Here is a 26,728-nt window from a genome sequence, read left to right as displayed (position 1 = left end):
CGTTGCGCTCCCGATTGTCGCATTGTCGATATTGCGCCTCGCCATGATGCCGCAGGTCGCGAGGGCGAATCCCCCCAATCACGAAACCCGATATGTGAACGCCTTCACTCGTCTTGAACGGGTGTTGGCCCTAAGACGTCGAAGCGGCGGATCGGAGCGACTCGCTCGATCCCCGCGAATTCATCCAAGCACCTTGATCTCGCTTGCAAGAAGAATGGATGGCTCGCTGCTTGTTCATCGAGCCCCAAGCCGGGGAGCCCGTTGCCATGAGTTCAGGTCAAGCTACAGTTTATATTATTGACGACGAAATTCAGATTCGAACTGCGATTGGAAATCTCTGCGAGGAGACCGGGCACCAGGTGAAATTGTTTGCGTCGACCGACGAGTTTCTCGGGGAGAGTATTTCCGGCGGACCTTCATGCCTCGTGCTCGACGTCCGCTTTCCCGGCACGGCGCCGACCGGCCTCGAGCTTCAGCGCCGGCTCGCCGAGACCGGCGTGCTCATCCCGATCGTCTTCATCAGCGGCCATTCCGACGTCCGCGTCTCGGTTGAGGCCATGAAGCGCGGCGCAGTCGAGTTTCTTCCAAAACCCTTTCGCGAGCAGGAGATCCTCGACGCGATCAGGCATGGCATCGAGCGCGACCGCAGGCGGCTCGAACGCGAAGATAGCGTGCGCGAAGCTCGCCAGCGCGTCGAGACGCTGACGGCGAGGGAGCGCGAGATCATGCTGTTGATGGCCGAAGGTCTCGTCGCCAAGCAGATCGCAGCGAGACTCGGGGTGAGCGAAGTGACGGCCAAGGTCCATCGCACCAGGATGATGCGAAAGCTGGAGCTTCGCTCGCCGATCGAGGTGGTGCGGTTGGTCGACAGCATGGGACGCGAAGACGAGACGGCACGAATCGGCACGGGACAACCTTACAGCTAGTGCCGCTGGCACCAAGCCGCCGTGCAACGTCTAGTCCGTAGCGATTAGCATGAACTGCAGTCTGTCGCACGCAGCACGATCGGTTCAAAGTCTGTCCTGCGATGTCGGCCTCCTCCAAGACGGCATCCGAACCCAGTCAGAGATCTTAGCCAGAAAGGATATTCCATGCGCAAATTGTTTTTTGCTTCCGTTGCCGTGCTCGCCCTGTCCTCCGCCGCGCAGGCCGCCAACACCTCGACCACCGTGCAAGTGGGCGCCGTGAACGGTTCCAGCGTCTCGCAGCAGGGCCTCACCAACGACACCTCGTCGACCAGCCAGCTCGGCATCATCAACAGTGCGACCACGATGCAGGGCACCAGCGCGGTCTCGCTCAACAACGGCAGCACGGTGAACCAGATCGGCGTGCAGAACTCGGCGACGACCGGCCAGGTGGCGTTGGGCAACAACGGCAGCGCGATCACCCAGAACTCGTTCGGGCCTGCCGCGCTCCAGAACAACGCCGCCGCCGTCGGACAGCTCAGCGTGTTCGGCATCAACGGCAGCACCGTCTCGCAGACGGCGCACTAAGCCAGCCCCGTTTGGCCGGACGCGTCAACTGCGGCGCGTCCGTGCCATCCTTGAAAGCACCGCCTCGGGCGGGACGACTCGGTAAGAGCTTGTCCGCCGACTTTCGCGGAGGAAATGTCATGCATCAAAAATATCTCGTTGCCACGATCGTCGCGTTCAGCCTGCTGACCGCCGTCGATGCCCAGGCCGGCAACTCGGCCAGCGTGCTGCAATTCGGCACCACCAACAACTCCTTCATCTCGCAGAGTGGCGGCACCAACAACAGCGCCACCACGATGCAATTCGGCGCCACCAATACTGCGACCACGTTGCAGATGGGTTCGCTCCTGACCGTCAACACTTCGGTGATCGGGCAGGGCGGCACCACCGCGACGGCGTCCAACACCGCGTTACTCGGCCAGGCCGGTGGCTCCAATTCGAGCCTGATCGGCCAGATCGGCGCGAACAACGCGGCGGCGGTCGGACAGCTCGGAATTCTGAACGGCTCGACGATTTTGCAGCAGACTCCTTGATCGCAAATCTTTTTCGATAGCGAGGCATGTCATGAGGCATTTTTCAGGCGCCGCCTGTGGCGCATTTCTCACCTTGTGTTGCGTGGGCGCCGGCTCGGCCGGTGCCCAGACCGCCGACATCAAGACCATCGTGTCGCTCGGCGGCCCGCCGGTCGTGCTGAACCAGAACAGCCAGCTCAACATGGCCGGCGTGTTCATGATCGGCGGCAGCACCAGCGCGACCGTCACTCAGAACGGGACGAACAACGCGACCGGAATCCTGCAATTCGGCGGGACGACGTCGGCATCGGTCGGGCAGGCGGGCGTGAATAATATCGCGTTCGTCGGCCAGGCCGGCCAGTCCACCAGCAGTTTCCTGTCCCAGTTCGGTGCGTTCAACTCGGCGACTGTTGTCCAGAATAGCCATTGAGCCGGCGCGGCCTCGTCGTCAGAAATGGAATGGGGGCAAGCGATGAAATGCGCTAGGCTACTCCTGGCATTGGCGGCATTGTTCGCCGTCAGCGTCGCGTCCGAGGCATCCGCCGGATCCGTCCAGCGCGGCGTGACAAACCGGAACGTAAGCATCGAAACGATCGTGCAATTCGGGAACGATGTCCAGCCGGTCACGATCGAAGAGAACAGCCGCATCAATATTGCGCGTGTCATCCAGATCGGTGGTACGGGAACAGTCGATGCGACGATCATCCAGAACGGCACGCGCAATTATGTCGATGTGATCCAGGTGGGTGGCACCACCAATGTGGCGATCGGTCAGTCGGGCGTGAGCAATATTGCCGACATCACTCAGGTCGGCAATTCCACCAACGCCCTCCTGCTCCAGATCGGAGATATGAACACGGGAACGGTGCGACAATTCGGGCGCTTCAACTGGCTGTCGATATTTCAGTTCAGCCGGTGATCGCGAAGGTGAGGTGCAACATGAGGTTCATCGTACTTGCAGCAGGAATGAGCATCATGACGGCGATGACAGCCGGGCCGGCCGGAGCTGGCGAGTCGGGTGACGGCCATACCACAATTGTTCAGGACGAGAATGGCACGTCCGTCATTACCCAGAGCGGCGATCCGGCGCAGGCCGAGGTCAAGATCGAGAAGGAGCCTGGGCGCACGACGGTCTATCGCCGCAGCGGCGGCAACACCGCCATCGTGTCGCAGGGCACCGGAAATCCGCAGGATATGCTGGACTGGCTGCGCAAGCAGCAGGGCCGCTGACGCACGAAGGCCCATCGTCCGTGATGGACGATGGGCCACGTCGTGAGCGAGCGCTACCAGCTGCGATAGACGCCGGTCACGGTGCCGTTGTTGTTGCCCTCCGGGCCGACATCGCCCTGCGTCGAGCTCGGCGCCGGATGGTTGGTGCCGTTGAGCGCACCGTAAGGTCCGGCGACATCCGGATAGTACGCGCGTGGCTGAACCGGTTGGTAAGCGGGAGCGGTGCGGTCCCATCCCGCGCGCGGTCCGCTCCAATCATAGCCCTGGGCCGAGGCGGCCGCCGTGCCCGCGACGAGCGAAGCCGTGATCAGGCAGAGGAGTTTCGATTTGTTCTGCATTGGAGATGCTCCTTGCTGGTGTCGGGAGCCAACGACCGCAGTGCGGGAGCGTTCCGGGTGTCTTCGGCCGAAGCGATCAACTCCGATCAACTGGTTATGAAGTCCGCTTTTCCCGGAACACCTGCCACATCAGTCGGGATTCCCGGGCGTCTTGCCGCAGTCTGTTCCCTGTTAATCCCGTGCCTTAACCAATAATTAATTATACGTTTGCGGGTGGGCGACAGCCCGGCCTAGCGTGTCGCGGGGAGCCGCTATCCGCGAAGCCAAACGAGTTGGTGCGTATCATGATGTCCAGATCATTTGGGGCGTTGCTCGCCTCGCTCAGCGCAGCCGCGCTGCTCCTCGCTCCCAGCGACAGTTTTGCCCGACCCGGCGGCGCCGTCGCACATGCCGCCACGCCTTCCGGTCCGGCGGTGCGTCCGCCGATTGCGCCGGGCGCCAGGTTCCGTGGCCGCAACACGCCCTGGGTCTACTGGCCGGGCGGCGGCGGGTTCTACTATGACAATGCAGGCTACGGTCAGCCTTTCGCCGAGACCGCCCAGCCCGTCTCCAGCGACGTGCGCTACACCTATACGTACGACGTTCCCTGGGATTGGACGCATCGCTTCCCGCCAAACGTGGTGCCGTCCGACCGGCCCTACGTGCCGAGCTGTCCGACGGAGCAGGTGACTGTGCCCGGCCGCGGCGGCGGCGAGCACACCGTCAACATCATGCGCTGCTACTGAGCTAACCCAGCTCAAAACTGGTCACGCCGAAGACGCGGTCGATCCGCAGCGGCGCGATTGGCCCTGTGTACATCCGCGCCGTCTCGAACACCGGCTTCAGCCCGAGCTGTTCCGCGAGCGCAATCGCCTCGCGATTGACGGCGGGGACGTCGAGGAAGATTTCGCCGCCGTTTGCGCTCGCCAGCAGGGCCTGCACGATCGCGTCCGCCGCCGCACGGTCGTCGGCGACGAGCGGGCCGATCTTACGGCCGGCCCGGCACGGTCGGATCACGCCCCATGCGGCGAGCTTGCCGTCGCGCAGCAGCGCGCGACCGACATGTCCTGATGTGCCGATCCAGGCACGCAGGAAGGCGCCGCGCGGAGCCGGGAACACCGTGGCATCGTCGGCTTCAACGAACGTAAACGGGATCGTGTCGAGCGCAACGACATCGGCGGGCGGCCTCGGTGGCGCGGCGACGAAGCCGCCATAGCGGACATTGGCGTAAGCAAGCTGGAAGCCGGACTTTCTGTAATTGTCCTGCTGCGCCACGACGCCGTCGAGGCCGATCACGCGAGTGCCCGCATGCGCGATCGCCGCGTTCCAGACGCGCAGGCCGTGGCCTCTGTCGCGAAAACCCGATCGCACGATGTAGAATCCGAGAAATGCAAAGCGATCGTCGTAGTTGACGCAGGAGACGGTCGCGACCGGCTCGCCGTCGATCTCGCCGACGAAGAAGCCCCTCGCGTCCGGGATCGCGAAACAGGCGGCATCGGAGAGGCCCGGATTCCAGCCTTCCGCCGCGGCCCAGTCGACCGCGATGGCGATCTCCTCGGGGCGCAAATTGCGGATCTGCAAATCGCTCATCTTTCAGGTCGCTTTCGACGGTGGACCTTCCGGCTGGTCCGGCGGTAGAAGGCCTCATGATAGGCCGAGCCCGCGGCTCGCCTCCACGATATCATAGAGGATGATCGGTCATGGCAGCAGAGATGGCAGCAGAGAAGGTCGCACTCGTGACCGCCGGCGGCAGCGGCATGGGGGCAGGGGCCGCGCGCCGGCTCGCAGCCGACGGCTTTCGCGTCGCCATCCTGTCTTCTTCCGGCAAGGGCGAGGCGCTGGCAGCCGAGCTCGGCGGGTTAGGGATCACCGGCTCCAACAAATCGAACGACGATCTGAAGCGGCTGGTTGACGGGGCGATGACCAAATGGGGACGCATCGACGTGCTCGTCAACAGCGCGGGCCATGGGCCCCGGGCGGCGATCACGGAGATCACCGACGAGCAGTGGCACACCGGCCTCGACACCTATCTGCTCAACGTGATCCGTCCGACCCGGCTGGTGATGCCGATCATGCAGACGCAGAAGGCCGGCGCCATCATCAACATCTCGACCGCCTGGGCATTCGAGCCGAGTGCGATGTTTCCGACCTCGGCGGTGTTCCGCGCCGGCCTCGCCGCCTTCACGAAGATCTTCACCGACACCCATGCCGCCGACAACATTCGCATGAACAACGTGCTGCCGGGCTGGATCGACAGCCTGCCGCAGTTAGATGCGCGCCGCGACAGCGTGCCGATGCGGCGCTACGGCAAGGTCGAGGAGATCGCCGCGACGATCTCGTTCCTGGCGTCCGACGGCGCGGCCTACATCACCGGCCAGAACATCCGCGTCGACGGCGGACTGACGCGTTCGGTCTGAGACGCGGGGATTCGAATCGCGTTTAGCGCTCTTGTCGCGATGCGACGCGGACGTGCGTCGTGCGCCGCGGATGAGGGATAACTCGTGGTCCCTCGGTCACACCCGTCGCGCGTTCGCGCGCCGCACGGCCCGCACTACGTCACAGTCCCTATGAACTTCGCCGCAGCCCAAGACGGCAAGCAGTCCACGCCCTATGCCCGATCTGCGCCGGACAACTTCCGCCCGCGCGCATTCGAAACGCGAGATCAATCGCGTGAGGCAAGGAGACTGGAATGAAGAAGTTTTTGCTGGCGGCTGCCGGGGTTGTCTTGGGCTCCGCATCCTTGCAGGCTGCCGACCTCGCGGCGCACTATACCAAAGCGCCGATGATGGCGACGGCCTATAACTGGACCGGCTTTTACGTCGGCGGCAATGTCGGCGGACAATGGGGCAGCGCCGATCCGGCCACCTCGACTGCGTTCGATCCCGCCGCCTATTTCGCGAGCTCCAGTGTTTCCGCGATTGCGGCAGTCGGCGCCCAGCGCGTCAACAGCTCCAGCGTCACGGGCGGTTTTACCGCCGGCTACAACTGGCAACTCAATAACGCCGTGCTCGGCCTCGAAGGCGACATCAACTATTTCGGCTTCAAGGGCAGCGCGACGGGTTCGGCGCTCTATCCCTGCTGCGCCCCGACCGGCTTCACCGTGTCCTCGCAGGTCTCGGCCGACTGGCTCGCCACGATCCGCGGTCGCATCGGCTTCCTCGCGGCTCCGACCTGGCTGCTTTATGCCACCGGCGGCGCGGCCATCGCCGAGGTGAAGGGCAATTTCAACTTCACCGACACGTTCGCCGCGGCAACGGAGTCGGCTGCTATCCGCGACACACGCCTCGGCTGGACCGCGGGCGTCGGCACCGAATACGCCGTCGGCGGCGGTTGGTCGCTTAAGGCCGAATATCTCTACGTCGATCTTGGACGCAGCACCGTGACCAGCACCAATCTGCTTGGCGGCGCATTTCCGACCAACGTCTTCACCCACTCGGTCGATCTCAAGTCGAACATCGTGCGCGTCGGCGTGAACTACAAATTCGGCGGACCGGTCGTCGCCAGATACTGAGCATCCCGTTCCGTCCCTGGCGTGGAAAGCCCCGGCTCAGTCGGGGCTTTCTGTTTCCTAGGCGGGTTTAGTGCGATGCTACCAGATGCGCCAACGCCGGCAGGATCCTGTAGCGCGCGATCTCGTGGGGATATTCGCCCCGATTGGCGAGCAGCACGATCCCGATCCGCTGTGCCGGCACGAGGCCGATATAGCCGGAAGCGTTGTTGAGCCCACCCGGTTTGTCGACGACGGCCACCCCTGGAAGGCGCACCGTCTCCCAGGCCATTCCCTGTCCAAACGTCTCGTCGACCCGGAAAATCTCGTGCTGCGTCATCCGCAATGCCTCGCGCAACTGCGGATCGATCGACCGCCCGTCGACGCAGGCAGCAACGAATGTCGCGAGGTCCCGCGGCGAGGAAAACATCTGGCCCGTGCCGGGAAAATCAAAATAACTCTGCTGGTTGCCGATGGGGCCGATCGCCATGCCCTGATCCGAGTAGCCCTGGACCGCGCGCTGCATCCAGGCCGCGTCCATGACGGCACGGCTGTCTTCGCCGCGTTCGGGCACGGAGGTCGCATTCATGCCGATCGGCTTGAGGATACGTTGTTCGAGCAGGGTCGCGATCGGAGCGCCGTAACAGCGCTCGAGCACGAGCTGAAGCAGTACATAGCCGGCGTGGCTGTAGACGCGCTGCTTGCCCGGCACCTCGCCGGCTTGCGGTCGCCAGCTGTTGAACATGTCGATGAGCTGCGCGCGGGAAAACGTGTCGCTCGGCCAGGGCGGATGGTCGGTCGGCAGCAGCATGCCTGAGGTGTGCGTCACGAGCTCGCCAACGGTGACGCGGCGGACATAGTCGCCGGTGAGCTCCGGGAGATATTTCGCCAGACGATCGTCGAGCCGCAGCTCGCCGCGGAGGGTGCCGAGCGCGACCAGCGTCGCCTCGAACGGCTTACGCAGGGAACCGAGGTTGAACAGCGTATCCGGCGTGACCGGCCTTTGCGTGGCGTCGTCGGCAAAGCCGTAGTTGAAGAACTCGACATGGCTGCCGGCATAAAGCGCGGCGGCGAGACCGCCCGGCTGGTCCGGTGTTGCGGTCGGCGCCAGCTCGTTCGCGACGATGTCGCGCATCTGCGCGATCATGTCGGAATCCGCGGCGGCGCCGCGCGGCCAGGCAAGCGCGAGCGGAACGAGCGCAGCCCGGGCCAGCGCCCGTCGGGTGAGATACGATGAGGTGACAACAGACGGCACGGCTCTGGCGCAGGATTCGATGCGCCCCCATTCTCTTGTAGCGGGAGGGGCGGTACCTCCCAATTCACGATTGCGCGTGGTGGGTTCCGCGCGAGTGGTTTGTAGCCCGGATGGAGCGAAGCGCAATCCGGGATAGCGCCGCAGCCGAGCGAGCGGCCCTGGATTACGCTTCGCTCCACCCAGGTTACCCGTCGGCAAAATTTAACTTAGCTAATTGGCTAACAATTATTGACGCCAGATGGCGGCAGCTCTATAGTTAGCTCCATGGCTAACCAATTATCCCGACTCGATCAGGTTTTCGCGGCCCTTGCCGATCCCACCCGGCGGGCGATCGTGATGCGGCTCTGCGCCGGCGAAGCATCGGTCGGCGAGCTAGCCGATCCGTTCGAGATGGCGCTGCCGAGCTTCATGAAACACATCCACGTGCTGGAGACGAGCGGGCTCGTCCTGTCGGAGAAATCCGGCCGCGTGCGCACCTGCCGCCTCAGTCCTGACGCACTCCTCACTGCGGAAGACTGGTTCCAGCACCAGCGTGCGATCTGGGAGGCGCGGCTCGATCGCTTCGAAGCCTATGTGATGAAGCTGAAGAAAGAGCGGACGGCTGCCAAGCGGCCGTCCAAGACAAGTAACAAGACGATCAAACGGAAAGGTTCCTGATGATGACGAATTCTGCCAATCCCGCCCTGTCGCAATGGTCGCTCGACCGCGAGATCGTGATGTCGCGCGTGATCGACGCGCCGCGCGATCTGGTGTTCGAGGCCTGGTCTGACCCCAAGCATTTGCCGCAATGGTTCGGGCCGAAGGATTTCAAGCTCGAGACCTTCGAGATCGACGTGCGGGTTGGCGGCGTCTGGCGCTTCAACATGATCGGCCCGGACGGCACGGTCTACCCGAACCGTATGCGCTTCCGCCGCATCGAACGGCCGTCGCTGATGGAGATCGACCATGGCGCCGACCAGGACGACGATCCCGGCCTGTTCCGTTTCACCATCACTTTCGCCGAACAGAGCAATGGCAAGACGGTTCTGATGATGCGGCAGCTGGCGTCGAGCACGGTGCAGCGCGACGGTATGATCAGCTTCGGTGCCGTCGAATACGGCTACCAGACGCTCGACAAGCTCGCGGCCTATGTGGGCGGAATGAAGAGGTAGCGCCAACGCTCGTCCGGAGGCTCGACGAGGGCCTCCGGAATATCGCCGCAACGACGAATATGACAGCGCGCAGGTCAATTATGACAGCGCGATAACGAAGTTTTTGTCGCTTGGAACGACGGATTTATGACAGAATTGCTACCTTGGATGTCAAATTTGACTACAGCGGAGCGATTCATGTTGCAGTGGCAGGCGCGGACAAATCCCCTCGCATGGTGGTGGGGGTCCCTGACGCTGGTCAGTGCTGCCAACATTCTCGTCTGGTTCATGCTGTACCGCGAGTTCTACCCGACGCCCGCCGGCAGCCTCAGTGGCGGCTCCGACATCGGGCTGATGTTCCTGCTCTGCGCCGGCTATGTCTTCGGCTGTGCGTTCCGCTCGTTCCTGCCGCGCGCCGACGTGCAGCGGATCTGTCTGTTCGACACCTGGCTCTCCAGCGTCTTCGTCGGCCGCACGGTCGCGACCGTGGCCGAACTGTGCTTCGCCGCGCAATGGGCGGTCATCCTGCATCAACTCGGGACCATGACGGGCGCGGAGACGGTCGTGAACATCGCGTGGGTGATTGTGCCCATCATCATCATCGCGGAGTGCTTCTCCTGGTATGCGGTGGTGACGACCAACTTCCTCTTCAACGCGATCGAGAACTCGCTGTGGGCGGTGACATTCTTCCTCGCGGGCATCGCGCTGTGCCGACTGATGCCGGAATTCCAGGGACCGGTGCGGTGGGCGCTGATTGCCGGCATCATCGGCATCGCCTGCTTCCTGGTCTTCCTCGTCACCGTCGACGTGCCGATGTATCTCAGCCGCTGGCGGGCAGGGCACGAAGAGGGCAACAGGTTGCTCGGCTTCCTCGAAGGCCTGCATGACGTCTCGACGCGCTGGGTCGTGACCCACGACATCGCGCACTGGAAGGGCGAGCTGACCTGGATGTTCCTGTATTTCACGGCCGCGGTGTGGTCGAGCCTCGCGCTCTGTGCGCTCTACGCCATGGAAGGCTATCTCACGCGCTATCTGGCTTGAGCGATCAGGCCTCGCCGAGATCGACCTCCGTCAAGATGCCCTGGCGCAGCGCCAGCCTGACCAGCTCGATGTCGGAGCCGACGCCGAGCTTGTCCTTGATCAGGGAATGCAGGTTCGCCACCGTCTTCGGGCTGACATGGAGCGTCTCGGCGATCTCCTCCGTCGTGTTCTCGGCGAGCAGGAGCCGCAGCACCTCGAACTCGCGCGGCGTGAGGACGTCGGCGGCAGAGCTTTCCCCGGCGAGTCGGCTCAGCGCGAGCTCATGGTCGATGTCGGGGCTGATCGCGATCTTGCCGGCGAGCACGTCCATCACGGCGCGCACCAGGGTCTCCGGCGGACTGGTCTTGGTGACATAGCCCCTGGCGCCGGCCCGGATCGCCTGCACGGCAAAGCCGGCGTTTTCGTGCATGGTGAAGACGAGGATCCTCGCGCCCTTGTCCCACTGCCTGATCCGCCTGACCGCCTCGATGCCACCGATGCCAGGCATGCTCAGATCCATGATGACGAGGTCGGGCGCCTCCGATTTGTAGAGACGATAGGCCTCCGCGCCGTCGGCGGCTTCGGCGATGACGCGAAGTCCCGGCTGCTTCTGGAGCACGGAACGATAGCCTTCGCGGACGACGGAATGGTCGTCGACCAGCAGAATGGTCGCATCGGCCGCGCTCATGCGGCATGCTCCAGCGGCGGCCGATCGGCGGCTGCGAGCGGAATGACCACGCGCAGTGCGGAGCCGCCGTTCGGCGCGGCCTCGAAGCTCAATTGGCCGCGCAAGGCTGCGACGCGCTCGCGCATGCCGAGCAGGCCCATTCCGGATTTCGCGACGGGATCGCTCGCGCGTCCGTCATCGTCGATCCCCAGCGCGATTTCGCTGGCCCCCATCGTCAATTCCAGGCTGACCCGCGTGGCGACGGCATGCTTGGCGGCATTGGTAAGCGCCTCCTGCACGATCCGGTAGAGGCTGGCGCTGATCGTGGCCGGCAGGGTCTCGAATGCGCCGTCGAACCGGATCGAGAAGCGCGTCTCGCCGCGGCTGCGTCCGTTCCAGCCCGCGACGAGGCCTTCGAGGCTGGCGACGAGCCCGAGTTCCTCGACATCGGGCGGCCGCAGCCGGAACAGCGTGCCGCGCAACGTCTCCATCATGCCGGTTGCGGTCCGCGCGATGCCGTCGCATTCGCCAAGCAGGGAAGGGCAGTCCTGCGCGGCGGTCTGCCGAGCGGAGGAGGCGAGCGCGCGGATGGCCGCGAGCGACTGGCCGAACTCGTCATGCAACTCGCGCGCGAGATGGCGGCGCTCTTCGTCCTGGAGCGCGATCAGCTTCCGCGTCAGCTCGCTGCGTTCGGCAAGCGCGGTCTCGAGGCTTTCGGCGAGATGGTTGAAGCCGTCGCGGATCGCGGAGAGTTCGGCAAGGTCGAACGGCGGCAACCGCGTGGTGAGGTCGTTGGCGGCAATCCGCTCGAGGCCGGTGCGGATCATGCGGGTGGGGCGCAGCGCGCGTGCCAATGCGGCGTAGACCAGCGCGCAGAGCAGCGGCAGCGCGATCGCGAGCGCCAGCATCAGGCGGCCGGCCTCGTGCCAGGCCTCCGCCGTCTGCACGGCCGGCTCGACCGAGACGACGGCGTCGCCGAGCTTCGCTCCGCGCACGATCACAGGCCGTGCGGCTTCGCGGCCGGGGTCGAACAGGCTGCGATAGAAGGCCGTGAAGGCTTGCGGCGGCGGGTTTGCCGGGGCGGGCGCGCCGCTGCAGAAACGCTGGAGGATGTCGCCGCTCGTGCCGCGGAACGCCAGGCACAGGCCGGGCGTCATCACATAAGCCGAAACGGGGTCGAGGTTGGGAAAGTCCGAGCGCGGGCTCGCGACCCACTGGATCTTGCCCTGCTGCAGCTCCAGCGTCTTGGCCACGATGGCGGCGATGTCGTCGAGGCGCGCATGCGCCGCGCGGTCGGCCGTAATCAGGAAATAGGCGGAGATGGCGGCGAAGCAGGCGGCCGATATCGCGGCCACGCGCAACGTCAGACGGACTTTGAGATCGAACCTCGGGCGGTTCCACATCGGCGGGCACCTGGTGCGAACGGGTTGTCGCGACCGCATTAAACGGCAGAACGCATCCGGCGGAAAGCCGCCAGGCGCCAGTGCGCTGCACCGTCGTGAAATTTTCCCGGTCATCGCCGGGACCGGCGCCGCTGCATGGCCTGATTGCGCCGTCCAAATTGGCGCGCCGCTCCGTCACACACGAGGCCCTTGTATGCACCTGCGCCGGTTGATCCTCTCAGCCTGTCTCCTCGTCGTCCTCCCGGCGTCTTATGCGCTCGCGGGCGCCGAGACCGCCATCGGCGTCGCCATGGACGATTTCAGTTATACCGATACGTCGGCTGAACCCGCCAACCAGACCGCCGCCCACGAGCGACGGCTGGCGGCCTTCATGGCCGCGCTCCGGCAAGACATCGGCGGAGACCGGCGCTACCGGCTGGTGCCCTCGGCCCAGGACGGCGCCGCGTTCAAGGTGATCGGCGGCATCCAGAAGACGAGCACGCTGGTGCAATGGGCCAAGGTCGCCGTGATCGACGTCGGCGCCAAAAAGGTCGTGATGGACAAGCTCTACACCTTCCGCGGCGACAATGATGAATCATGGGAGCGCGCCGAGATGTTCGTATCCCGCGAGATCATGGCCGCACTCGCCACGCCTGCGCCGATTGCGATGGCCGTGTTCGAATTCGAGCTTGACGACAACACCGCGGCGCCGGCCGCCGGCCTCGCGGCCGCTGATGCATCCTATCTGGCCGACGTGACCGGCAGCGTCCGCGGCGCCCTCGGCCGATCCGGCCGCTACCGCGTCGTCGATGTCGGCAGGGCCAACGAGGAGGCGGTGAAGGCGCGCGCTCTACGCGACTGCGGCGGCTGTGAGGCTGCCATTGCGCAAGGGCTCGGTGCGGATCAGTCTCTCATTGGTGTGGTGCGGCGGGTCAGCCGCACCGAATACACGCTGGGCTTCCAGGTGCGCGACGCCAGAACCGGCGCCGTGCTGGCACGCGGCGACAGCGGCCTGCGCCTGGGCGCGGACTATTCGTGGAAGCGGGGCGCGGTGCGGCTGGTCAGCGACCGGTTGATCGAGAGCCACTAGCTCAGAACGTCAGCTGCACCTTCATCGACTGCGAGCGGTCGCTGGCGAGCTCGAACGCCGCGACCGCGTTCTCGAACGGCATGGTTGCCGTGATCAGCGGCTTGACGTCGATCAGACCTTCGCCCATCAGCCGCACCGCCAGCTCGAATTCGGGATCGAAGCGGAAGGTGCCGCGGAGCTGCAATTCCTTGGCGACGATGGAGTTGATCGGCAGCGTCATCTCGCCGCCGAGCCCGAGCTGCACGAGCGTGGCGCCGGGCCTGAGCACATCGAGCGCGGTCCGGAGCGCGGCCTGATTGCCGGAGGCTTCGAACAGCGTGTCGAACACGCCCTTGCCGGCGCGCCAGGGATCGAGCGCGGCGGCATCGGCCGCGACGTTGATGGCGTGAGTGGCGCCGAGCTTCCTGGCGACCGCAAGCGGCGCCTCCGCGACATCGGTGACCACGATCTCGGCCGCGCCGCCGAAGCGCGACACCAAAATCATCAGCGCACCGATCGGGCCGCAGCCGGTGATCAGCACGCGCTTGCCGAGCAGGGGCCCGGCCTGCTTGCCGGCATGCAGGCACACCGCGAGTGGCTCGGCGACCGCGGCTTCCGCCAGCGACAGCTTGTCGGCGATCGGAACGGCCTGCGCCGCATCGACCGTGATGAATTCGCGAAACCCGCCCTGCACATGGGGAAAGTGCATCGCGCTGCCGAGGAAGCGCATGTCGAGGCACTGGTTGCGCATGCCTTCCTGGCAATGCAGGCACTGGCCGCACGGCTTGCTCGGATTGACCGCGACGCGGGTGCCCGGCTTCACGTTCGTGACGCCGTCACCGACGGCTGCGACGACGCCCGCGATCTCGTGCCCGAGCGCCATCGGCTGCTGGATGCGCACGACGCCGAAGCCGCCGTGATGATAGTAGTGCAGATCGGACCCGCAGATGCCGCCGTTCGCGATCTTGACGCGGACTTCACCCGGACCGGGCGCTGCATCCGGATAGAGATCGATCCGCAGATCTTTCGGTGCGTGGATCACGACGGCGCGCATGGTTGGCTCCCTTCAGCGTTTCGCGGCTCACATCGCAGCGATCATGCCGCCATCGACATAGATGATCTGGCCGTTGACATAGGTCGAAGCATCCGACGCCAGGAAGATCGCGGCGCCCACCAGCTCGTCAGGTCGGCCCCAGCGCTTGGAGGGAACGCGGCCCATCAGCCAGTTGTTGAAGTCGGTGTTGTTGACCAGCGCCTCGTTCATGTCGGTCAGCATGTAGCCGGGGCCGATCGCGTTGGCCTGGATGCCGTGCTGGGCCCATTCCACCGCCATCGAGCGGGTCAGGTTCTTGATGCCGCCCTTGGCGGCGGTGTAGGGGGCAATCGTGGGACGCGCGAGCTCGCTGCCGAGCGAGCCGATATTGATGATCTTGCCGTGCTTGCGCGGGATCATGCGCTTGGCCGCCTCGCGGCCGATCACGAAGGCGCTGGTGAGGTTGGTCTCGATCACCTTGCGCCACTCGTCGGTGGTGAACTCCACCAGCGGCTTGCGGTGCTGGATGCCGGCATTGTTGACGAGGATGTCGACCGCGATGCCCTTGTTGTCGAAGTCGTTGAAGGCGGCGACGATCGCGGGCTCGTCGGTGACGTTGAACGCGGCGCCTTCCGCGAGGTAGCCGGCGGCGCGAAACTCGGCGACGGCCTGCTCGACGCGCTTGGGATCGACGCCGTTGACGATGATCCTGGCGCCGGCCTTGGCCATGCCCTCGGCAATGGCGCGGCCGAGGCCGCGGGAGGAGCCGGTCACGAGCGCGGTGCGGCCGGAAAGGTCGAAGAGGGCGGTGCTCATCTCAGAATATCCTCAGACGTTGGAACGGCGCACGGTCAAATCGGAGCGGTCGAATACGGCGGGCAGAAGGTCGACGCCGAGGCCGGGGCCTTCCATCGGATAGACGAAACCATCCTTGATCGTGGGCATGGTGGTGACGAGCTCATTGTACCAGCCCTTGTAGAATGCGCGCACCGATTCCTGGATCAGCGTGTTGGGCTGGCTGAACGACATGTGGATGGCGGCGATGAAGCCGATCGGGCCAATGCAGTCGTGCGGTGCGAAGGGCCGATGATAGGTCTCGGCCATCGCCGCGATCTTGCGGCCCTCGGTGAGGCCGCCGGTCCAGCACAGATCCGCCATCACCACATGCATGGCGTCGCGGTCGAGCATGTCCTTGTAGGGGAAGCGCGAGCCCAGCGTCTCGCTGGCGCAGACCCAGACGTCGGTGCAGCGGGCGTATTCGGCCAGGGCCTGCGGCGAGTTCATCCGGATCGGGTCTTCGTACCAGGTCGGCTTGTAGGGCTCGAGCGCGCGCGCGATCTGTTTCGCGGTCGGCAGGTTCCAGAGCGAATGAAGCTCGACCATGATCTCCATCTTGTCGCCGACCGCTTTTCGGATCTTCTCGAACGGCTCGATCGCCTGCTTCATCTGCGCGGCGGAGATGTAGAGACCCTTGTTCTCCTGTGCCGCCGGATCGAACGGCCAGATCTTCATCGCCGAGATGCCGCTTTCCAGCAGGTTTTCGGCGAGCGCATCGGCGTTGTTCATGAAGCCGTCCAGGTCTTCGTAGGGGCCCTTGGAGCCACCGAGATTCCAATTCGCGACCGGGCTGATATTGGTGGAGCGGACATATTGGGTGCCGGCGCAGGTGTTGTAGATGCGCTGCTTGTCGCGGCAGAGGCCGCCGAGCATCTGGTGCACCGGCTGATTGCAGACCTTGCCGAACAGGTCCCATAGCGCGATGTCGATCGCCGAAGCCGCGCGATATTCGACGCCGGTGGACGACTGCGCCATCGGCAGGTTCAGCATGTCGCGGTGGATCGCTTCGATGTGCAGCGGATTGCGGCCGAGCAGGCGGCCGGCAAAGGTGTCGTGGATCTGGGCCTCGACTGCGCCGGCGCCATAGAAGGTTTCACCGAGACCGATCATGCCCGTGTCGGTGTGGACGCGCACCCAGATGACGTTGGAGAATTCTTCGGTGCGCAGCGTCTCGATCGACGTGATCTTCACGGCAATACTCCTCCCATCGCAGGCGCGCGCAGCGCCATCTTGTTTGTCATTCTGCACCGCAGCATGGTGCGGGCACGGGCGGAGTCTTACGCCCGCTTGTAATATATCACAACATGTTTTAGGGATATCACCAACAAGGCGCCACCCTGCAACGACGGCGGCGGGCTGAGGGGAGAGACGACATGGCAACGCGCAAGCGCGCGCTCGAGGTGGTGAGGAATGACGACGGTGAGGGCAAGCCCTCCCGGCGCAACCGTCTCAACTTCTTCGAGCTGGCCTATCAGAGGATCGAAGAGCTGCTCGTCCATTGCGAGCTCAAGCCCGGCCAGTTCATGACGATGCTGGAATTGCAGCACATCACCGGCTTCGGCCGTACGCCGGTACATCACGCCGTCAATCGTCTCTCCGCCGATACGTTGATCATCATCCGTCCGCGCCACGGTCTGCGCATTGCGCCGATCGATCTGGCACGCGAGCGCATGCTGCTGGCCTTGCGCCGCGACATGGAGCGCTTCGTGATCCGGCTCGCGGCCGATCGCGCCAGCCTCTCGCACCGCAATCAGGCGCTGCACATCGAGCGTCTTTTGCGCGAACGCCGCGCCAGTCTGACCCTCGACGAGTTCAATCATATCGACCGCCGCATCGACGCGCTGGTGCTGGAGGCGGCAGGCGAGCCCTTTCTGGTGCACACGCTGCGGCCGTTGCACACGCTGTACCGGCGCATCGGCTACATCCACCACCGGTTCATGCCGGGACAGGCCGAGCTGTCAGGCACGATCGATCATCACCTCGCCATTCTCGCCGCGGTCGCCAGCCGCCGCGTCGAGGACGCAGTGAAGGCGAGCGATGCACTGATCGACTACATGGGCGAGATGTTCACCGGCATGGAGGTCGGGATCGACCCGCGCCTGCTCGATTGCAGCATCGAGCCGCTGCTTGGCACATGATCCGGAAAAGTGTGCAGCGGCTTTCCGAAGAGATCATGCTCAAACAATTAGGCCAAAACGCGATGACGATCCTGATCTCATCGCGCTTTAGAAAGTTTTGAAGAGAGGACCAAAGATGTCGACGATGGCGATGCCACAACCGACCGCGAGCGAAGCCGCGGTCCGCTACCTCATCACGAACTACAGTCCCAAGGGCAACAAGGTCGGCTGGCTGATGATGGCCTCGATCCTGGTCGAAGCCTGGGATCTCTATTCGATCGCCTTCGTGCTGATCTTCATCAAGGAGCAGTACAATCCCGATCCGCTGATGCTGGGCCTGGCCGCCGCCGGTACGCAAGGCGGCGCCATGATCGGCGCACTGCTCGGCGGCTGGCTCTCCGACAAGATCGGCCGCCGCGTCATGTTCCTGGTGACGATGGTGATGTTCATCGTGCTGGCGCTGGCGCAGGCCTTCGTGCCCAGCGTCGGCTGGCTCGTCGTGATCCGCTTCCTGCTCGGCGTTCCGCTCGGCTCGGATATTTCGACCGGCTACACCTACATCATGGAATCCATGGCCAAGGGCGAGCGCGAGGTCATGGGCAACCGCTGGCAGTTCATGTTCGCGGTCGGTGAAGTCCTCACCATCGGCGTCATCGTGATCTTCCTGCTGATCGACATGCAGCACGAGATGCTGTGGCGGGTGACGCTCGGCCTCGGCGCGCTGCCGGCGCTGATCATCCTGGTGATGCGCCACGACGTGCCTGAGACGGCGGTGTGGCTGGTGCAGAAGGGACGCTACCGCGAGGCCAAGCAGGTCGCGCGCGAGATGTTCAACGACGATCTCGCCATGCTGCCGGACCATGACGTGGAGGTGCCCAAGGTCTCCACCCGCGCGTTCCTCGCCGACCTTAAGAAGGATCCGATCCGCTGGCGCGCCACGATCTACGGCTGGATCGCCTGCTTCGCGCAGGCCAGCGAGTTCTCGACCTTCGCGTTCTACCTGCCGGTGCTCTTTGTGATGGTCGGCGTGTCGAGCGTGCTCGGCATCAATCTGGTGACGATGGCGCTGTTCTCGTTCGCTGCGCTGTCCGGCTGGGTCGGTCCGCTGCTGACGCCGAAGATCGGCCATCGCGGCATCTCCATTGCGGGCTTCTCGATCGTGCTGGCCTCCCTGCTGGTTGCCGCCTTCGCGCTCTACACCGACAACAAGATCCTGCTGCCGTTCGCGGCTGCCGCCATGCTGTGGGGCCATTATTGGGACGCGTCGAACTGCATGACGATCCCGACCATGGTCGCCAAGCCGAAATACCGCGGCACCGCCAGCGGCTTCGCCTACATGTTCGTGAAGTTGCCGTCGTTCCTCGCGATCTTCCTGTTCCCGACGGTGTTCGCTGCAATCGGGCAGGCGAATGCCACGCTGATGGTCGCGATCTTCCCGCTGATCGGATTGCTCGCCGCGATCTTCATCCTGCCGGAAGTCTACGGCTACGAGAACGATTGATCTCGCAAGCTACCTGATCGCGGCCGCCAAGGCCGCGATCAGGGCCGGTGGCGTCACCAGCAGTCCGAGCTTGAGGAACGGCCAGGCGCCGACCTCGATCTTCTCCCGTCGCAGCGCCACCAGCCACAGGATGGTCGCGAGCGAACCGGTCACCGACAGATTGGGCCCGAGATCGACGCCGATCAGGATGGCGCTGACGACCGGCGCGGGTAAATGATCGCTGGCGGCGACCGAGCCCGCAACGAGGCCGACGGGAAGATTGTTGGCGATGTTGTCGGCGACTGCGGTGGCGATGCCGACGCTCCAGGCCGCCTTCGTCACGGATTGCCCGACGGCTTCATGCAGCAGCGCGCTGAGTTGCCCGATCACGCCGGTCTTGATCAGCGCTTCCACCATCACGAACAGCCCGCCGACCAGCGGCAGCACGCTCCAGGAGACGCCGCCCAGCACAGGTACCGGCGATTGCCGGCTGACCAGCAGCACGATTGCGGCCGTCACCACGCCGCAGACGAAGGTCGGCAGGCCCAATTGCTTGTCCAGCGCGGAGGCCGTGACCAGCACGATTCCGATCGCCACGATGCCGATGGCCGTCAGCTTGCCGCCGCGGCCGAGTTTTGGATGCGGCACGCTGCGCGCGATCGTCTCTTCCTTCAGGGCGCGGTGCTGGGTCAGGCGCAGCACGACATAGGTCAGCAGGATCGAGGCCGCCGAGGGCAGGGCGAACAGGCGCAGCCATTCGGTGAGCGCGGGCATGTGGGCCCCGAACACGACGAGATTGGCCGGGTTGGAGATCGGCAGCACGAAGCTTGCTGCGTTGGCGATGAAGGCGCAGACGAAGAGATAAGGCAGCGGCTTGGCGCCGGCTGCGCGCGTCGCGGCATAGACGGCGGGCGTCAGCACGATCGCGGTGGCGTCGTTCGAGAGCAGGACGGTGACGAGCGTGCCGACGATGTAGATCAGCAGGAACAGCCGCTGCGGCGAGCCGCCGGCATATTCCACGGCGAGCGCCGCGAGATAGTCGAACAGGCCCTCGAGCCGCGCCAGCTCGGCGATCAGCATCATGCCGATCAGGAAGAGATAGACATCGACGCCTTTCTCGATGCCGGTCAGCGCATCCTGCCACGGCAGCAGGCCGAGCAGCACCAGCGCGCCGGCGCCGATGACGGCCCAGATCGCCTCCGGCAGGCGAAAGGGCCGGATGATGACGCCCGCGGTCGCGGCGACGATGATGCTCCAGGCCAGGATGGCGTCAGACGGCACGGTCAGTCCTCGAAGTGGGAAGGCTTCATTCGGGAGCGATAGCGGAAGCCGATGCCGATGTCTTCCCCCGCGGGCGCGGACGGCTATCTGCGATTTGCCGCGTCTCGGCCCGAGCTTCAGTCCACAATATTGCTCAAAGCCTGTGGGGTTAGGGCGCCGCGATAGCGCCGTCGTTGCGAGCGGAGCGAAGCAATCCAGACCGTCTCCGCGGAGCGAGTTCCGGATTGCTTCGTCGCAAGAGCTCCTCGCAATGACGGAATCTGTGGAGGCGTCTCGCGATGTTCACTCTCACCGCGCCATCGACAGCTTTGCCGTGATCGCCTTGCGCAAGATGCGCGACAGCGCTTCGACCGAATACGGCTTCTGGATCAGCTCGAAACCGCGATCGGCGTTCTCGGCGAGAACGTTGCTGTAACCAGAGGTGAGCACGACGGGCAGGCCCGGATAGCGTTCGCGGATGATGCCGGCGAGCTCGACGCCGTTCATGCCGGGCATGATGACGTCGGAGAAGACGAGGTCGACGGCGAACTCGTTCTCGCCGAGGATGGCGAGCGCCGCATTGGCGTTGGCGGCGCGGCGGACGACATAACCGAGGTCTTCCAGCAGCTCCGTGGAGAACCGGCCGACCTCGTCGTCGTCTTCCACTACGAGCACGCGATAGCCGCGCCCGGTGGACGCGGCCTCATAGGTCAGCGCCGCGGCTTCCTGATCCGTCGCGGGGCTTTGCGCCCGCGGCAGATAGATGGTGAAGGTCGCGCCTTCACCATGCTTGCTCGTCACGGCGATGTCGCCCTCGGACTGCTTTGCGAAGCCGAAGGCCTGGCTCAGGCCGAGGCCGGTGCCCTTGCCGACCTCCTTGGTGGTGAAGAACGGCTCAAAGATGGCTTCCATGTTTTCGGGCGCGATACCGCTGCCGGTGTCGGCGACCGAGATCGCGACATAGTCGCCGCCGCGCGCCGGTTGCGCCCGCAGGTTGGGGATGCCCTGAACTTTCCGGACTGCGATCGTGAGGCGGCCTTCGCCGTCCATGGCGTCGCGGGCGTTGATGGCGAGGTTGATCAGCGCGGTCTCGAATTGTGCGATATCGGCGATCGTGAAGCAGTCGCCATCATGAACCTCCACCGCGATCTCAATGCGGGCACCCACCAGCGGCCGGACCAGCTGCGCGACGCCTTCAACCTGGCTGCCGACGTTGAAGATCTGCGGTTTGAGCGGCTGCCGGCGTGCAAACGCCAGCAGCTGGGCCGTCAGCTTGGAGGCACGCTCGACGGTGTCGGAGATGGCATCGACATAGCGGCGGCGGCGCTCCTCCGGCAGCTCGCGGCGGCGCAGGAAATCGGTCGCCGAGCGGATGATGGTGAGCAGATTGTTGAAGTCATGCGCGACGCCGCCGGTGAGCTGGCCGATTGCCTCCATCTTCTGCGATTGCCGCAACGCTTCCTCACCGCGGCGGCGCTCGGTGATGTCGACAGCCTCGGGCACCGCGCCGGTGATGTTGCCGTGGCGGTCGAGCACCGGGCGCATGCCGAACTCGAAATCGCGCTCGCCGATGGGAAGGCGCAGGCGCATCTCCAGCCGCACGGCTTCGCCCTTGAGCACGGTGTCGAAGGCCTCGCGCACCAGTGCGCTCATGCCCTCCGTCGTGCTGAACCAGGGCGTCTGCCACAACGGCTTTCCGATCACGTCCGCAGGGCTCGCTTTGATGGCGTCGAGCACGGTCGTGTTGGCGTAAAGCAGCTCGCCCCTGAGATTGACGAGGCCCTGATATTGGTTGCTGGTTTCCAGGATCGCGCGCAGCCGCGCCTCGTTGGATTCGAGCTCGGCGGTGCGCTCGACGATGCGTTCTTCCAGCGTCTCATTGAGCTGCCGGAGCTCGATCTCGGCTTGCTTGGCCACCGTGATGTCGTGGGCAACGCCGATGAAGCCGATATGCCTGCCGGTCGGGTCCCAGCGCGGCTGCGATTCCGAACGCAGCCAGCGCCACTCGCCGGCGGAATTCTTGTAGCGGGCTTCCAGCACGAACGGTTTGAGCGATGCTTCACCCTGGACGGATTGCTGCAGCACATGCGGCAGGTCGTCCGGATGCAGCACCTTGCGCCAGTCGAAAGAGATGGCCTGGTCGTAGGGCAGGCCGACGAAATCGACATAGGCCTGGTTGGCGAAGGACCGTGTGCGGTCGAGCTTGGTGACCCAGATCGGCACCGGCGCGCTGTCGGCGATCAGCCGGAAGCGCTCCTCGCTCTCGCGCAGGGTCTCGCGCACCAGCATCTGGTCGGTGACGTCGATATGGGCGCCCACGAGGCGGAGGGCACGGCCGTCACGATCGCGCTCGATCTTGGCGACGACTCGGATCCAGCGGGTCTCGCCGTCGCTGGGACGGATGATGCGGTATTCGGCGGTGTAGTCCTCGCTCGTGCCGGACAGCGCATCGATGAAGTGCTTCACCGTAGCGTCGCGGTCGTCGGGATGAACGCGATTGATCCAATCCTCGTGCGACTCGCCGGCAGCTTCCGGCGGCAGGCCGTGAAGCATCAGATATTCCGGCGAACGGCGGTTCTTGAAGCCTTCGCGGAAGTCGACTTCGAGACCGCCGACCTTGCCGATGCGCTGGATGCGCGCAAGCTCGGCTTCGCGTTCCTGGAGCGCGCGATAGGCGTTGTCACGCTCGCGCGCGACATCTTCCAGGTGCTGGCGCAGCCTTTCGGCGGCGATGGTCTCGGGCAAAGGATCGTTCAAGGCGTTGGCCGTTGTGATGCGGGAGCGCACGTGGCCGACCGATATTCACACAGACGACGCGTGATGGCCATTGCTCAAAAGGAATATGGAAAGAAAGGCGTCGCCGAATGCAGTATGGTGGGCATCAACGAACGCCAAGTCTGGCTATTTGTTCCGAACCTTGGAACGATGAGCCCTCCGGGCGCGTATCTCCGGGGCGCCACAACTTTCATTGCCAAAAGCTCCCTTTCCGAAGAGGCTAAATCTTGAAGCTTTTTGTCTGCCAGGCCTGCGGCAACGTCCTCTATTTCGAGAACCGCGCCTGCGAACGCTGCGGCCATCGGGTCGCGTTCCTGCCGGAGAAGGAGACGATGTCGGCGATCGAGCCCGACGGAGAGGCTCAAGATGGGGCTTGGCGGACGCTGGCGACCAAGGGCGAAAGTCGCATGCTGTGCAGCAATGCCGAGCACGATTCGTGCAACTGGCTGACGGATGCAGGTGATACCACCGGCTATTGCCGCGCCTGCCGCCATAACGGCGTCGTGCCGGACCTGTCGGATCCGGCGCAACTCGCCGGCTGGCGTGAGCTGGAGATGGCGAAGCACCGGCTGTTCTATTCCCTGATCCGCTGGAAGCTGCCGCTCCAGACCCGGCAGGACAATCCCGAACATGGCCTGATCTTCAATTTCCTCGCCGACGATGCGCAGAGCGGGCAGAAGGTCCTGACCGGCCACGACAACGGCCTGATCACGATCGCGCTGACCGAGGCCGACGACATCGAGCGCGAGCGGCGCAGGCTGGAGATGGGCGAGCCCTACCGGACGCTGCTCGGGCATTTCCGCCACGAGGTCGGGCACTATTTCTGGGACGTGCTGGTGCGCAACGGCGGCGAGCTGGACGAATGCCGCGCCGTGTTCGGCGACGATTCCGCCGATTACGGCCAGGCGTTGCAGCGCCACTATGCCGAAGGCGCCCCGCCGGACTGGCAGCAGAACTACGTCTCGGCCTACGCGACCACGCATCCGTGGGAAGATTTCGCCGAGACCTGGGCGCACTATCTTCACATCGTCGACACCCTGGAGATGGCTAGCGAGTTCGGCATGGAGGTGCGGCCCAAGGTGGATCGCGACGGGGAGTTGACGACGCGCATCCGCTTCAACCCTTACGAAGCGAGGGACGTCGAGGCGATCGTCAACGCATGGCTGCCCTTCACCTTCGCCATGAACAGCGTCAACCGCGCCATGGGCATGCGCGACCTCTATCCGTTCATCCTCTCGCCGGTCGTCGTCGACAAGCTCGGCTTCATTCACGGCCTGGTCCGGAACGTGGGCAAGGCCGGGAAGCCGTAGGCCGTCCGGGAGCCTGCAAAGCCCGTTTCGGTCTTGCTTCGGTCTTGCGCTGGTACGCCAGAGGGGCCGGATTTTGACCGTTGCCTCCGGCCTATTTTGATGTACCACGGGAGCCACACGGCCCATCCCATAGGCTCCAACGGCCAGGGAAGGGTCCCGCCCAAGGTCGAGACTCAAGAAAAGCATGTTCAAACGCATTCTGATCGCCAATCGCGGCGAAATCGCCTGCCGGGTCATCAAGACCGCTCGCCGCATGGGAGTTCAGACGGTCGCGGTCTATTCTGAGGCCGACCGCGACGCTCTCCATGTCGAGATGGCCGACGAGGCCGTGCTGATCGGGCCGCCAGCTGCGGCCGAGAGTTATCTGGTGATCGAGAAGATCGTGGAGGCCTGCCGCAAGACGGGCGCCGAGGCGGTGCATCCCGGTTACGGCTTCCTGTCCGAGCGCGAGGCGTTTCCGCGCGCGCTGGAGGCGGCCGGCATCGTCTTCATCGGCCCTAACCCGGGCGCGATCGCGGCGATGGGCGACAAGATCGAATCCAAGAGGGCTGCCGCGAAGGCAAAAGTCTCGACCGTGCCCGGCTATCTCGGCGTCATCGAGGACGCCACGCACGCGGTCAAGATCGCCGACGAGATCGGCTATCCCGTGATGATCAAGGCCTCCGCCGGCGGCGGCGGCAAGGGCATGCGCATCGCGCATTCGACCTCCGAGGTCGCCGAGGGCTTCAACCTCGCCAAGGCCGAGGCCAAGGCCTCGTTCGGCGACGACCGGGTCTTCATCGAGAAGTTCATTGTCGATCCCCGCCATATCGAGATCCAGCTGCTCGGCGACAAGCACGGCAACGTGATCTATCTCGGCGAGCGCGAATGCTCGATCCAGCGCCGCAACCAGAAGGTTATCGAGGAAGCGCCGTCGCCGCTGCTCGACGAAGCCACCCGCCGCAAGATGGGCGAGCAGGCGGTCGCACTCGCTAAGGCGGTGAATTACGACTCCGCCGGCACCGTCGAATTCGTCGCGGGGCAGGACAAGAGCTTCTACTTCCTCGAGATGAACACGCGCCTCCAGGTCGAGCATCCCGTTACCGAGCTCGTCACCGGCGTCGACCTCGTCGAACAGATGCTCCGCGTCGCCGCCGGCGAGAAGCTCGCGATCACGCAGAAGGACGTCACGCTGACGGGCTGGGCAGTGGAGTCGCGTCTCTACGCCGAGGACCCGTTCCGCAACTTCCTGCCCTCGATCGGTCGTCTGGTGAAATACCGTCCGCCGGCGGAAGCGAGCCAGGACGGCATCACCGTGCGCAACGACACCGGCGTGCAGGAGGGCGGCGAGATCTCGATCCATTACGATCCGATGATCGCCAAGCTCGTCACCCACGCGCCGTCGCGCGCGGCCGCGATCGAGGCGCAGGCCACCGCGCTGGACTCGTTCTACGTGGACGGTATCCGTCACAACATCCCGTTCCTGTCGGCGCTGATGCATCATCCGCGCTGGCGCGAAGGCCGGCTCTCCACCGGCTTCATCGCCGAGGAATTCCCCAAGGGCTTTGCCGTGCGCGTGCCGGAAGGCGAGGTCGCACGGCGGCTTGCCGCGGTCGGCGCCGCCATCGATCACGTGCTCGGCGAGCGCAAGCGGCAGATCTCGGGTCAGATGGGCGGCCGCATCGTGCAGCGCGAGCGTCGCCGTGCGGTCTGGCTCGACCGTCAGGAGATCCTGCTGGAGATCGCGCGCGAGGGCGAGGCGGTCGCGGTGCGTTTCCTCGATGCCGACGGCAAGGCCGGCAATGCGCATCTGTTGCAATCGCCGTGGAAGCCGGGCGATCCGGTCTGGCAGGGCACCATCGACGGGCACGTGGTCGCAGTGCAGGTGCGTCCGATCGCGAACGGCATCCGCCTCGCGCATCAGGGCGTCGAGGTGCCGGTCTATGTCTGGACCGAAGCGGAAGCAGCCTCGGCGCGGCTGATGCCGGTGACCACGGCTGCCGACACCGGCAAGAAGCTGCTTTGTCCAATGCCCGGTCTCGTGGTCTCGATCGCGGTGACCGAAGGGCAGGAGGTCAAGGCCGGCGAGACGCTCGCGGTGGTCGAAGCCATGAAGATGCAGAACGTGCTGCGCGCCGAGCAGGATGGTACCGTGAAGAAGATCCACGCCACCGCCGGCGCGACGCTCGCGGTGGACGCGCTGATTTTGGAGTTTGCGTAGGGTTTGGGGGGACTCTTGCGAGGGGTCCACTGACTTCGTCATTGCGAGCGCAGCGAAGCAATACAGACTGCCGCCGCGGAAAGATTCTGGATTTCTTAGCTGCGCTTGCAATGACGACGTGACCGCAGGGGCAATCCAGCCTCACCTTCGATCGCGGAGCATGAGACCGCGGCCT

General features: G+C 64.8%; 28 protein-coding genes. 18 read left to right on the top strand and 10 right to left on the bottom strand.

What is annotated here, in order from left to right; genetic code table 11:
• The first annotated feature begins 266 nt into the window (after positions 1-266).
• From AC0L30_RS05220 to AC0L30_RS05195, 6 genes are all read left to right on the top strand, one after another.
• Complete coding sequence (locus AC0L30_RS05220; RefSeq protein ID WP_354158519.1) at positions 267-926, top strand: response regulator transcription factor; 660 nt, start codon at positions 267-269, stop codon at positions 924-926.
• Between the two features lie 165 nt (positions 927-1,091).
• Positions 1,092-1,493, top strand: coding sequence for a hypothetical protein (locus AC0L30_RS05215; protein ID WP_007603123.1), 402 nt, complete (start codon positions 1,092-1,094; stop codon positions 1,491-1,493).
• Positions 1,494-1,612: 119 nt separating this feature from the next.
• The gene (locus AC0L30_RS05210; protein WP_035994727.1) at positions 1,613-2,005 is read left to right on the top strand and encodes a curlin; all 393 of its coding nucleotides are present in this window, start codon (positions 1,613-1,615) and stop codon (positions 2,003-2,005) included.
• A gap of 31 nt (positions 2,006-2,036) precedes the next feature.
• The gene (locus tag AC0L30_RS05205; RefSeq protein WP_035994730.1) at positions 2,037-2,414 is read left to right on the top strand and encodes a curlin; all 378 of its coding nucleotides are present in this window, start codon (positions 2,037-2,039) and stop codon (positions 2,412-2,414) included.
• Positions 2,415-2,483: 69 nt separating this feature from the next.
• Positions 2,484-2,903 (top strand): curlin, encoded by a 420-nt coding sequence (locus AC0L30_RS05200; RefSeq protein WP_283843468.1) that lies wholly within the window; start codon positions 2,484-2,486, stop codon positions 2,901-2,903.
• 20 nt (positions 2,904-2,923) lie between these two features.
• Positions 2,924-3,214 (top strand): hypothetical protein, encoded by a 291-nt coding sequence (locus tag AC0L30_RS05195; protein ID WP_007603124.1) that lies wholly within the window; start codon positions 2,924-2,926, stop codon positions 3,212-3,214.
• Between the two features lie 53 nt (positions 3,215-3,267).
• On the opposite strand, the gene AC0L30_RS05190 is transcribed toward AC0L30_RS05195, so the two are convergent.
• A complete protein-coding gene (locus tag AC0L30_RS05190; protein WP_473403932.1) occupies positions 3,268-3,552 on the bottom strand; it encodes a hypothetical protein in 285 nt (94 codons plus the stop codon).
• A gap of 284 nt (positions 3,553-3,836) precedes the next feature.
• On the opposite strand from AC0L30_RS05190, the gene AC0L30_RS05185 reads away from it, so the two are divergent.
• On the top strand, positions 3,837-4,277 hold the full coding sequence (locus AC0L30_RS05185) for a hypothetical protein (RefSeq protein ID WP_007603127.1): 441 nt from the start codon (positions 3,837-3,839) through the stop codon (positions 4,275-4,277).
• A gap of 1 nt (position 4,278) precedes the next feature.
• Here the strand turns inward: AC0L30_RS05185 and AC0L30_RS05180 are convergent, their stop codons facing one another.
• Positions 4,279-5,121, bottom strand: coding sequence for a GNAT family N-acetyltransferase (locus tag AC0L30_RS05180; RefSeq protein ID WP_473403931.1), 843 nt, complete (start codon positions 5,119-5,121; stop codon positions 4,279-4,281).
• 122 nt (positions 5,122-5,243) lie between these two features.
• Between AC0L30_RS05180 and AC0L30_RS05175 the strand changes: the two genes are divergently transcribed.
• The gene (locus AC0L30_RS05175; protein WP_219684124.1) at positions 5,244-5,948 is read left to right on the top strand and encodes an SDR family oxidoreductase; all 705 of its coding nucleotides are present in this window, start codon (positions 5,244-5,246) and stop codon (positions 5,946-5,948) included.
• Positions 5,949-6,220: 272 nt separating this feature from the next.
• A complete protein-coding gene (locus AC0L30_RS05170) occupies positions 6,221-7,042 on the top strand; it encodes an outer membrane protein (RefSeq protein WP_354201845.1) in 822 nt (273 codons plus the stop codon).
• Positions 7,043-7,109: 67 nt separating this feature from the next.
• Here the strand turns inward: AC0L30_RS05170 and AC0L30_RS05165 are convergent, their stop codons facing one another.
• Positions 7,110-8,273, bottom strand: a complete 1,164-nt coding sequence (locus AC0L30_RS05165; RefSeq protein ID WP_473403930.1) for a serine hydrolase — start codon at positions 8,271-8,273, stop codon at positions 7,110-7,112.
• Positions 8,274-8,537: 264 nt separating this feature from the next.
• Here AC0L30_RS05165 and AC0L30_RS05160 point away from each other — a divergent pair, with 264 nt between their 5' ends.
• The 3 genes from AC0L30_RS05160 to AC0L30_RS05150 all read left to right on the top strand — a co-directional run bounded on the left by AC0L30_RS05160 (position 8,538) and on the right by AC0L30_RS05150 (position 10,444).
• Positions 8,538-8,930 (top strand): ArsR/SmtB family transcription factor, encoded by a 393-nt coding sequence (locus tag AC0L30_RS05160; protein ID WP_007603136.1) that lies wholly within the window; start codon positions 8,538-8,540, stop codon positions 8,928-8,930.
• A gap of 2 nt (positions 8,931-8,932) precedes the next feature.
• Positions 8,933-9,424 (top strand): SRPBCC family protein, encoded by a 492-nt coding sequence (locus AC0L30_RS05155; RefSeq protein ID WP_473404055.1) that lies wholly within the window; start codon positions 8,933-8,935, stop codon positions 9,422-9,424.
• Between the two features lie 177 nt (positions 9,425-9,601).
• Positions 9,602-10,444 (top strand): hypothetical protein, encoded by an 843-nt coding sequence (locus AC0L30_RS05150; RefSeq protein WP_354158504.1) that lies wholly within the window; start codon positions 9,602-9,604, stop codon positions 10,442-10,444.
• 4 nt (positions 10,445-10,448) lie between these two features.
• On the opposite strand, the gene AC0L30_RS05145 is transcribed toward AC0L30_RS05150, so the two are convergent.
• On the bottom strand, positions 10,449-11,111 hold the full coding sequence (locus AC0L30_RS05145; RefSeq protein ID WP_027518509.1) for a response regulator: 663 nt from the start codon (positions 11,109-11,111) through the stop codon (positions 10,449-10,451).
• Positions 11,108-12,493, bottom strand: coding sequence for a HAMP domain-containing sensor histidine kinase (locus tag AC0L30_RS05140; RefSeq protein ID WP_473403929.1), 1,386 nt, complete (start codon positions 12,491-12,493; stop codon positions 11,108-11,110). The genes AC0L30_RS05145 and AC0L30_RS05140 overlap by 4 nt, the downstream gene beginning before the upstream one ends.
• A 193-nt stretch (positions 12,494-12,686) precedes the next feature.
• Between AC0L30_RS05140 and AC0L30_RS05135 the strand changes: the two genes are divergently transcribed.
• Complete coding sequence (locus tag AC0L30_RS05135; RefSeq protein WP_473403928.1) at positions 12,687-13,562, top strand: DUF3280 domain-containing protein; 876 nt, start codon at positions 12,687-12,689, stop codon at positions 13,560-13,562.
• 1 nt (position 13,563) lies between these two features.
• Here AC0L30_RS05135 and AC0L30_RS05130 read toward each other — a convergent pair whose 3' ends face one another.
• From AC0L30_RS05130 to AC0L30_RS05120, 3 genes are read right to left on the bottom strand one after another with little or no spacing between them, the layout of a single operon-like run.
• Positions 13,564-14,595 (bottom strand): L-idonate 5-dehydrogenase, encoded by a 1,032-nt coding sequence (locus AC0L30_RS05130; RefSeq protein ID WP_473403927.1) that lies wholly within the window; start codon positions 14,593-14,595, stop codon positions 13,564-13,566.
• A 27-nt stretch (positions 14,596-14,622) separates the two neighbouring features.
• Complete coding sequence (locus AC0L30_RS05125) at positions 14,623-15,390, bottom strand: SDR family oxidoreductase (RefSeq protein ID WP_219684007.1); 768 nt, start codon at positions 15,388-15,390, stop codon at positions 14,623-14,625.
• 12 nt (positions 15,391-15,402) lie between these two features.
• Positions 15,403-16,602 (bottom strand): mandelate racemase/muconate lactonizing enzyme family protein, encoded by a 1,200-nt coding sequence (locus tag AC0L30_RS05120; protein ID WP_007603145.1) that lies wholly within the window; start codon positions 16,600-16,602, stop codon positions 15,403-15,405.
• A gap of 182 nt (positions 16,603-16,784) precedes the next feature.
• Here AC0L30_RS05120 and AC0L30_RS05115 point away from each other — a divergent pair, with 182 nt between their 5' ends.
• Together AC0L30_RS05115 and AC0L30_RS05110 are read left to right on the top strand one after the other, a co-directional pair.
• Positions 16,785-17,549: a GntR family transcriptional regulator gene (locus AC0L30_RS05115; protein ID WP_219684005.1), complete on the top strand. Its 765-nt coding sequence runs from the start codon at positions 16,785-16,787 to the stop codon at positions 17,547-17,549.
• A 115-nt stretch (positions 17,550-17,664) separates the two neighbouring features.
• Positions 17,665-19,029: an MFS transporter gene (locus AC0L30_RS05110; RefSeq protein WP_354201852.1), complete on the top strand. Its 1,365-nt coding sequence runs from the start codon at positions 17,665-17,667 to the stop codon at positions 19,027-19,029.
• Positions 19,030-19,038: 9 nt separating this feature from the next.
• Here AC0L30_RS05110 and AC0L30_RS05105 read toward each other — a convergent pair whose 3' ends face one another.
• Both AC0L30_RS05105 and AC0L30_RS05100 read right to left on the bottom strand, forming a co-directional pair.
• A complete protein-coding gene (locus tag AC0L30_RS05105) occupies positions 19,039-20,289 on the bottom strand; it encodes an arsenic transporter (protein WP_473403926.1) in 1,251 nt (416 codons plus the stop codon).
• A gap of 288 nt (positions 20,290-20,577) precedes the next feature.
• Positions 20,578-23,055, bottom strand: coding sequence for a PAS domain-containing hybrid sensor histidine kinase/response regulator (locus AC0L30_RS05100; protein ID WP_473403925.1), 2,478 nt, complete (start codon positions 23,053-23,055; stop codon positions 20,578-20,580).
• 33 nt (positions 23,056-23,088) lie between these two features.
• On the opposite strand from AC0L30_RS05100, the gene AC0L30_RS05095 reads away from it, so the two are divergent.
• The 3 genes from AC0L30_RS05095 (at position 23,089) to AC0L30_RS05085 (ending at position 26,553) form a co-directional block, all read left to right on the top strand.
• The gene (locus AC0L30_RS05095) at positions 23,089-23,274 is read left to right on the top strand and encodes a hypothetical protein (RefSeq protein WP_473403924.1); all 186 of its coding nucleotides are present in this window, start codon (positions 23,089-23,091) and stop codon (positions 23,272-23,274) included.
• On the top strand, positions 23,271-24,353 hold the full coding sequence (locus AC0L30_RS05090; RefSeq protein ID WP_473403923.1) for a zinc-binding metallopeptidase family protein: 1,083 nt from the start codon (positions 23,271-23,273) through the stop codon (positions 24,351-24,353). Before AC0L30_RS05095 ends, AC0L30_RS05090 begins: the two co-directional genes overlap by 4 nt.
• 184 nt (positions 24,354-24,537) lie before the next feature.
• Positions 24,538-26,553 carry an acetyl-CoA carboxylase biotin carboxylase subunit gene (locus tag AC0L30_RS05085; RefSeq protein ID WP_473403922.1) on the top strand — a complete coding sequence of 672 codons (2,016 nt, stop codon included), beginning with the start codon at positions 24,538-24,540 and terminating at the stop codon, positions 26,551-26,553.
• The last annotated feature ends 175 nt before the right edge of the window (positions 26,554-26,728 follow it).

It is taken from the genome of Bradyrhizobium sp. MI1.11 (assembly GCF_055811255.1).
This window is presented reverse-complemented; position numbering and strand designations above follow the sequence as displayed.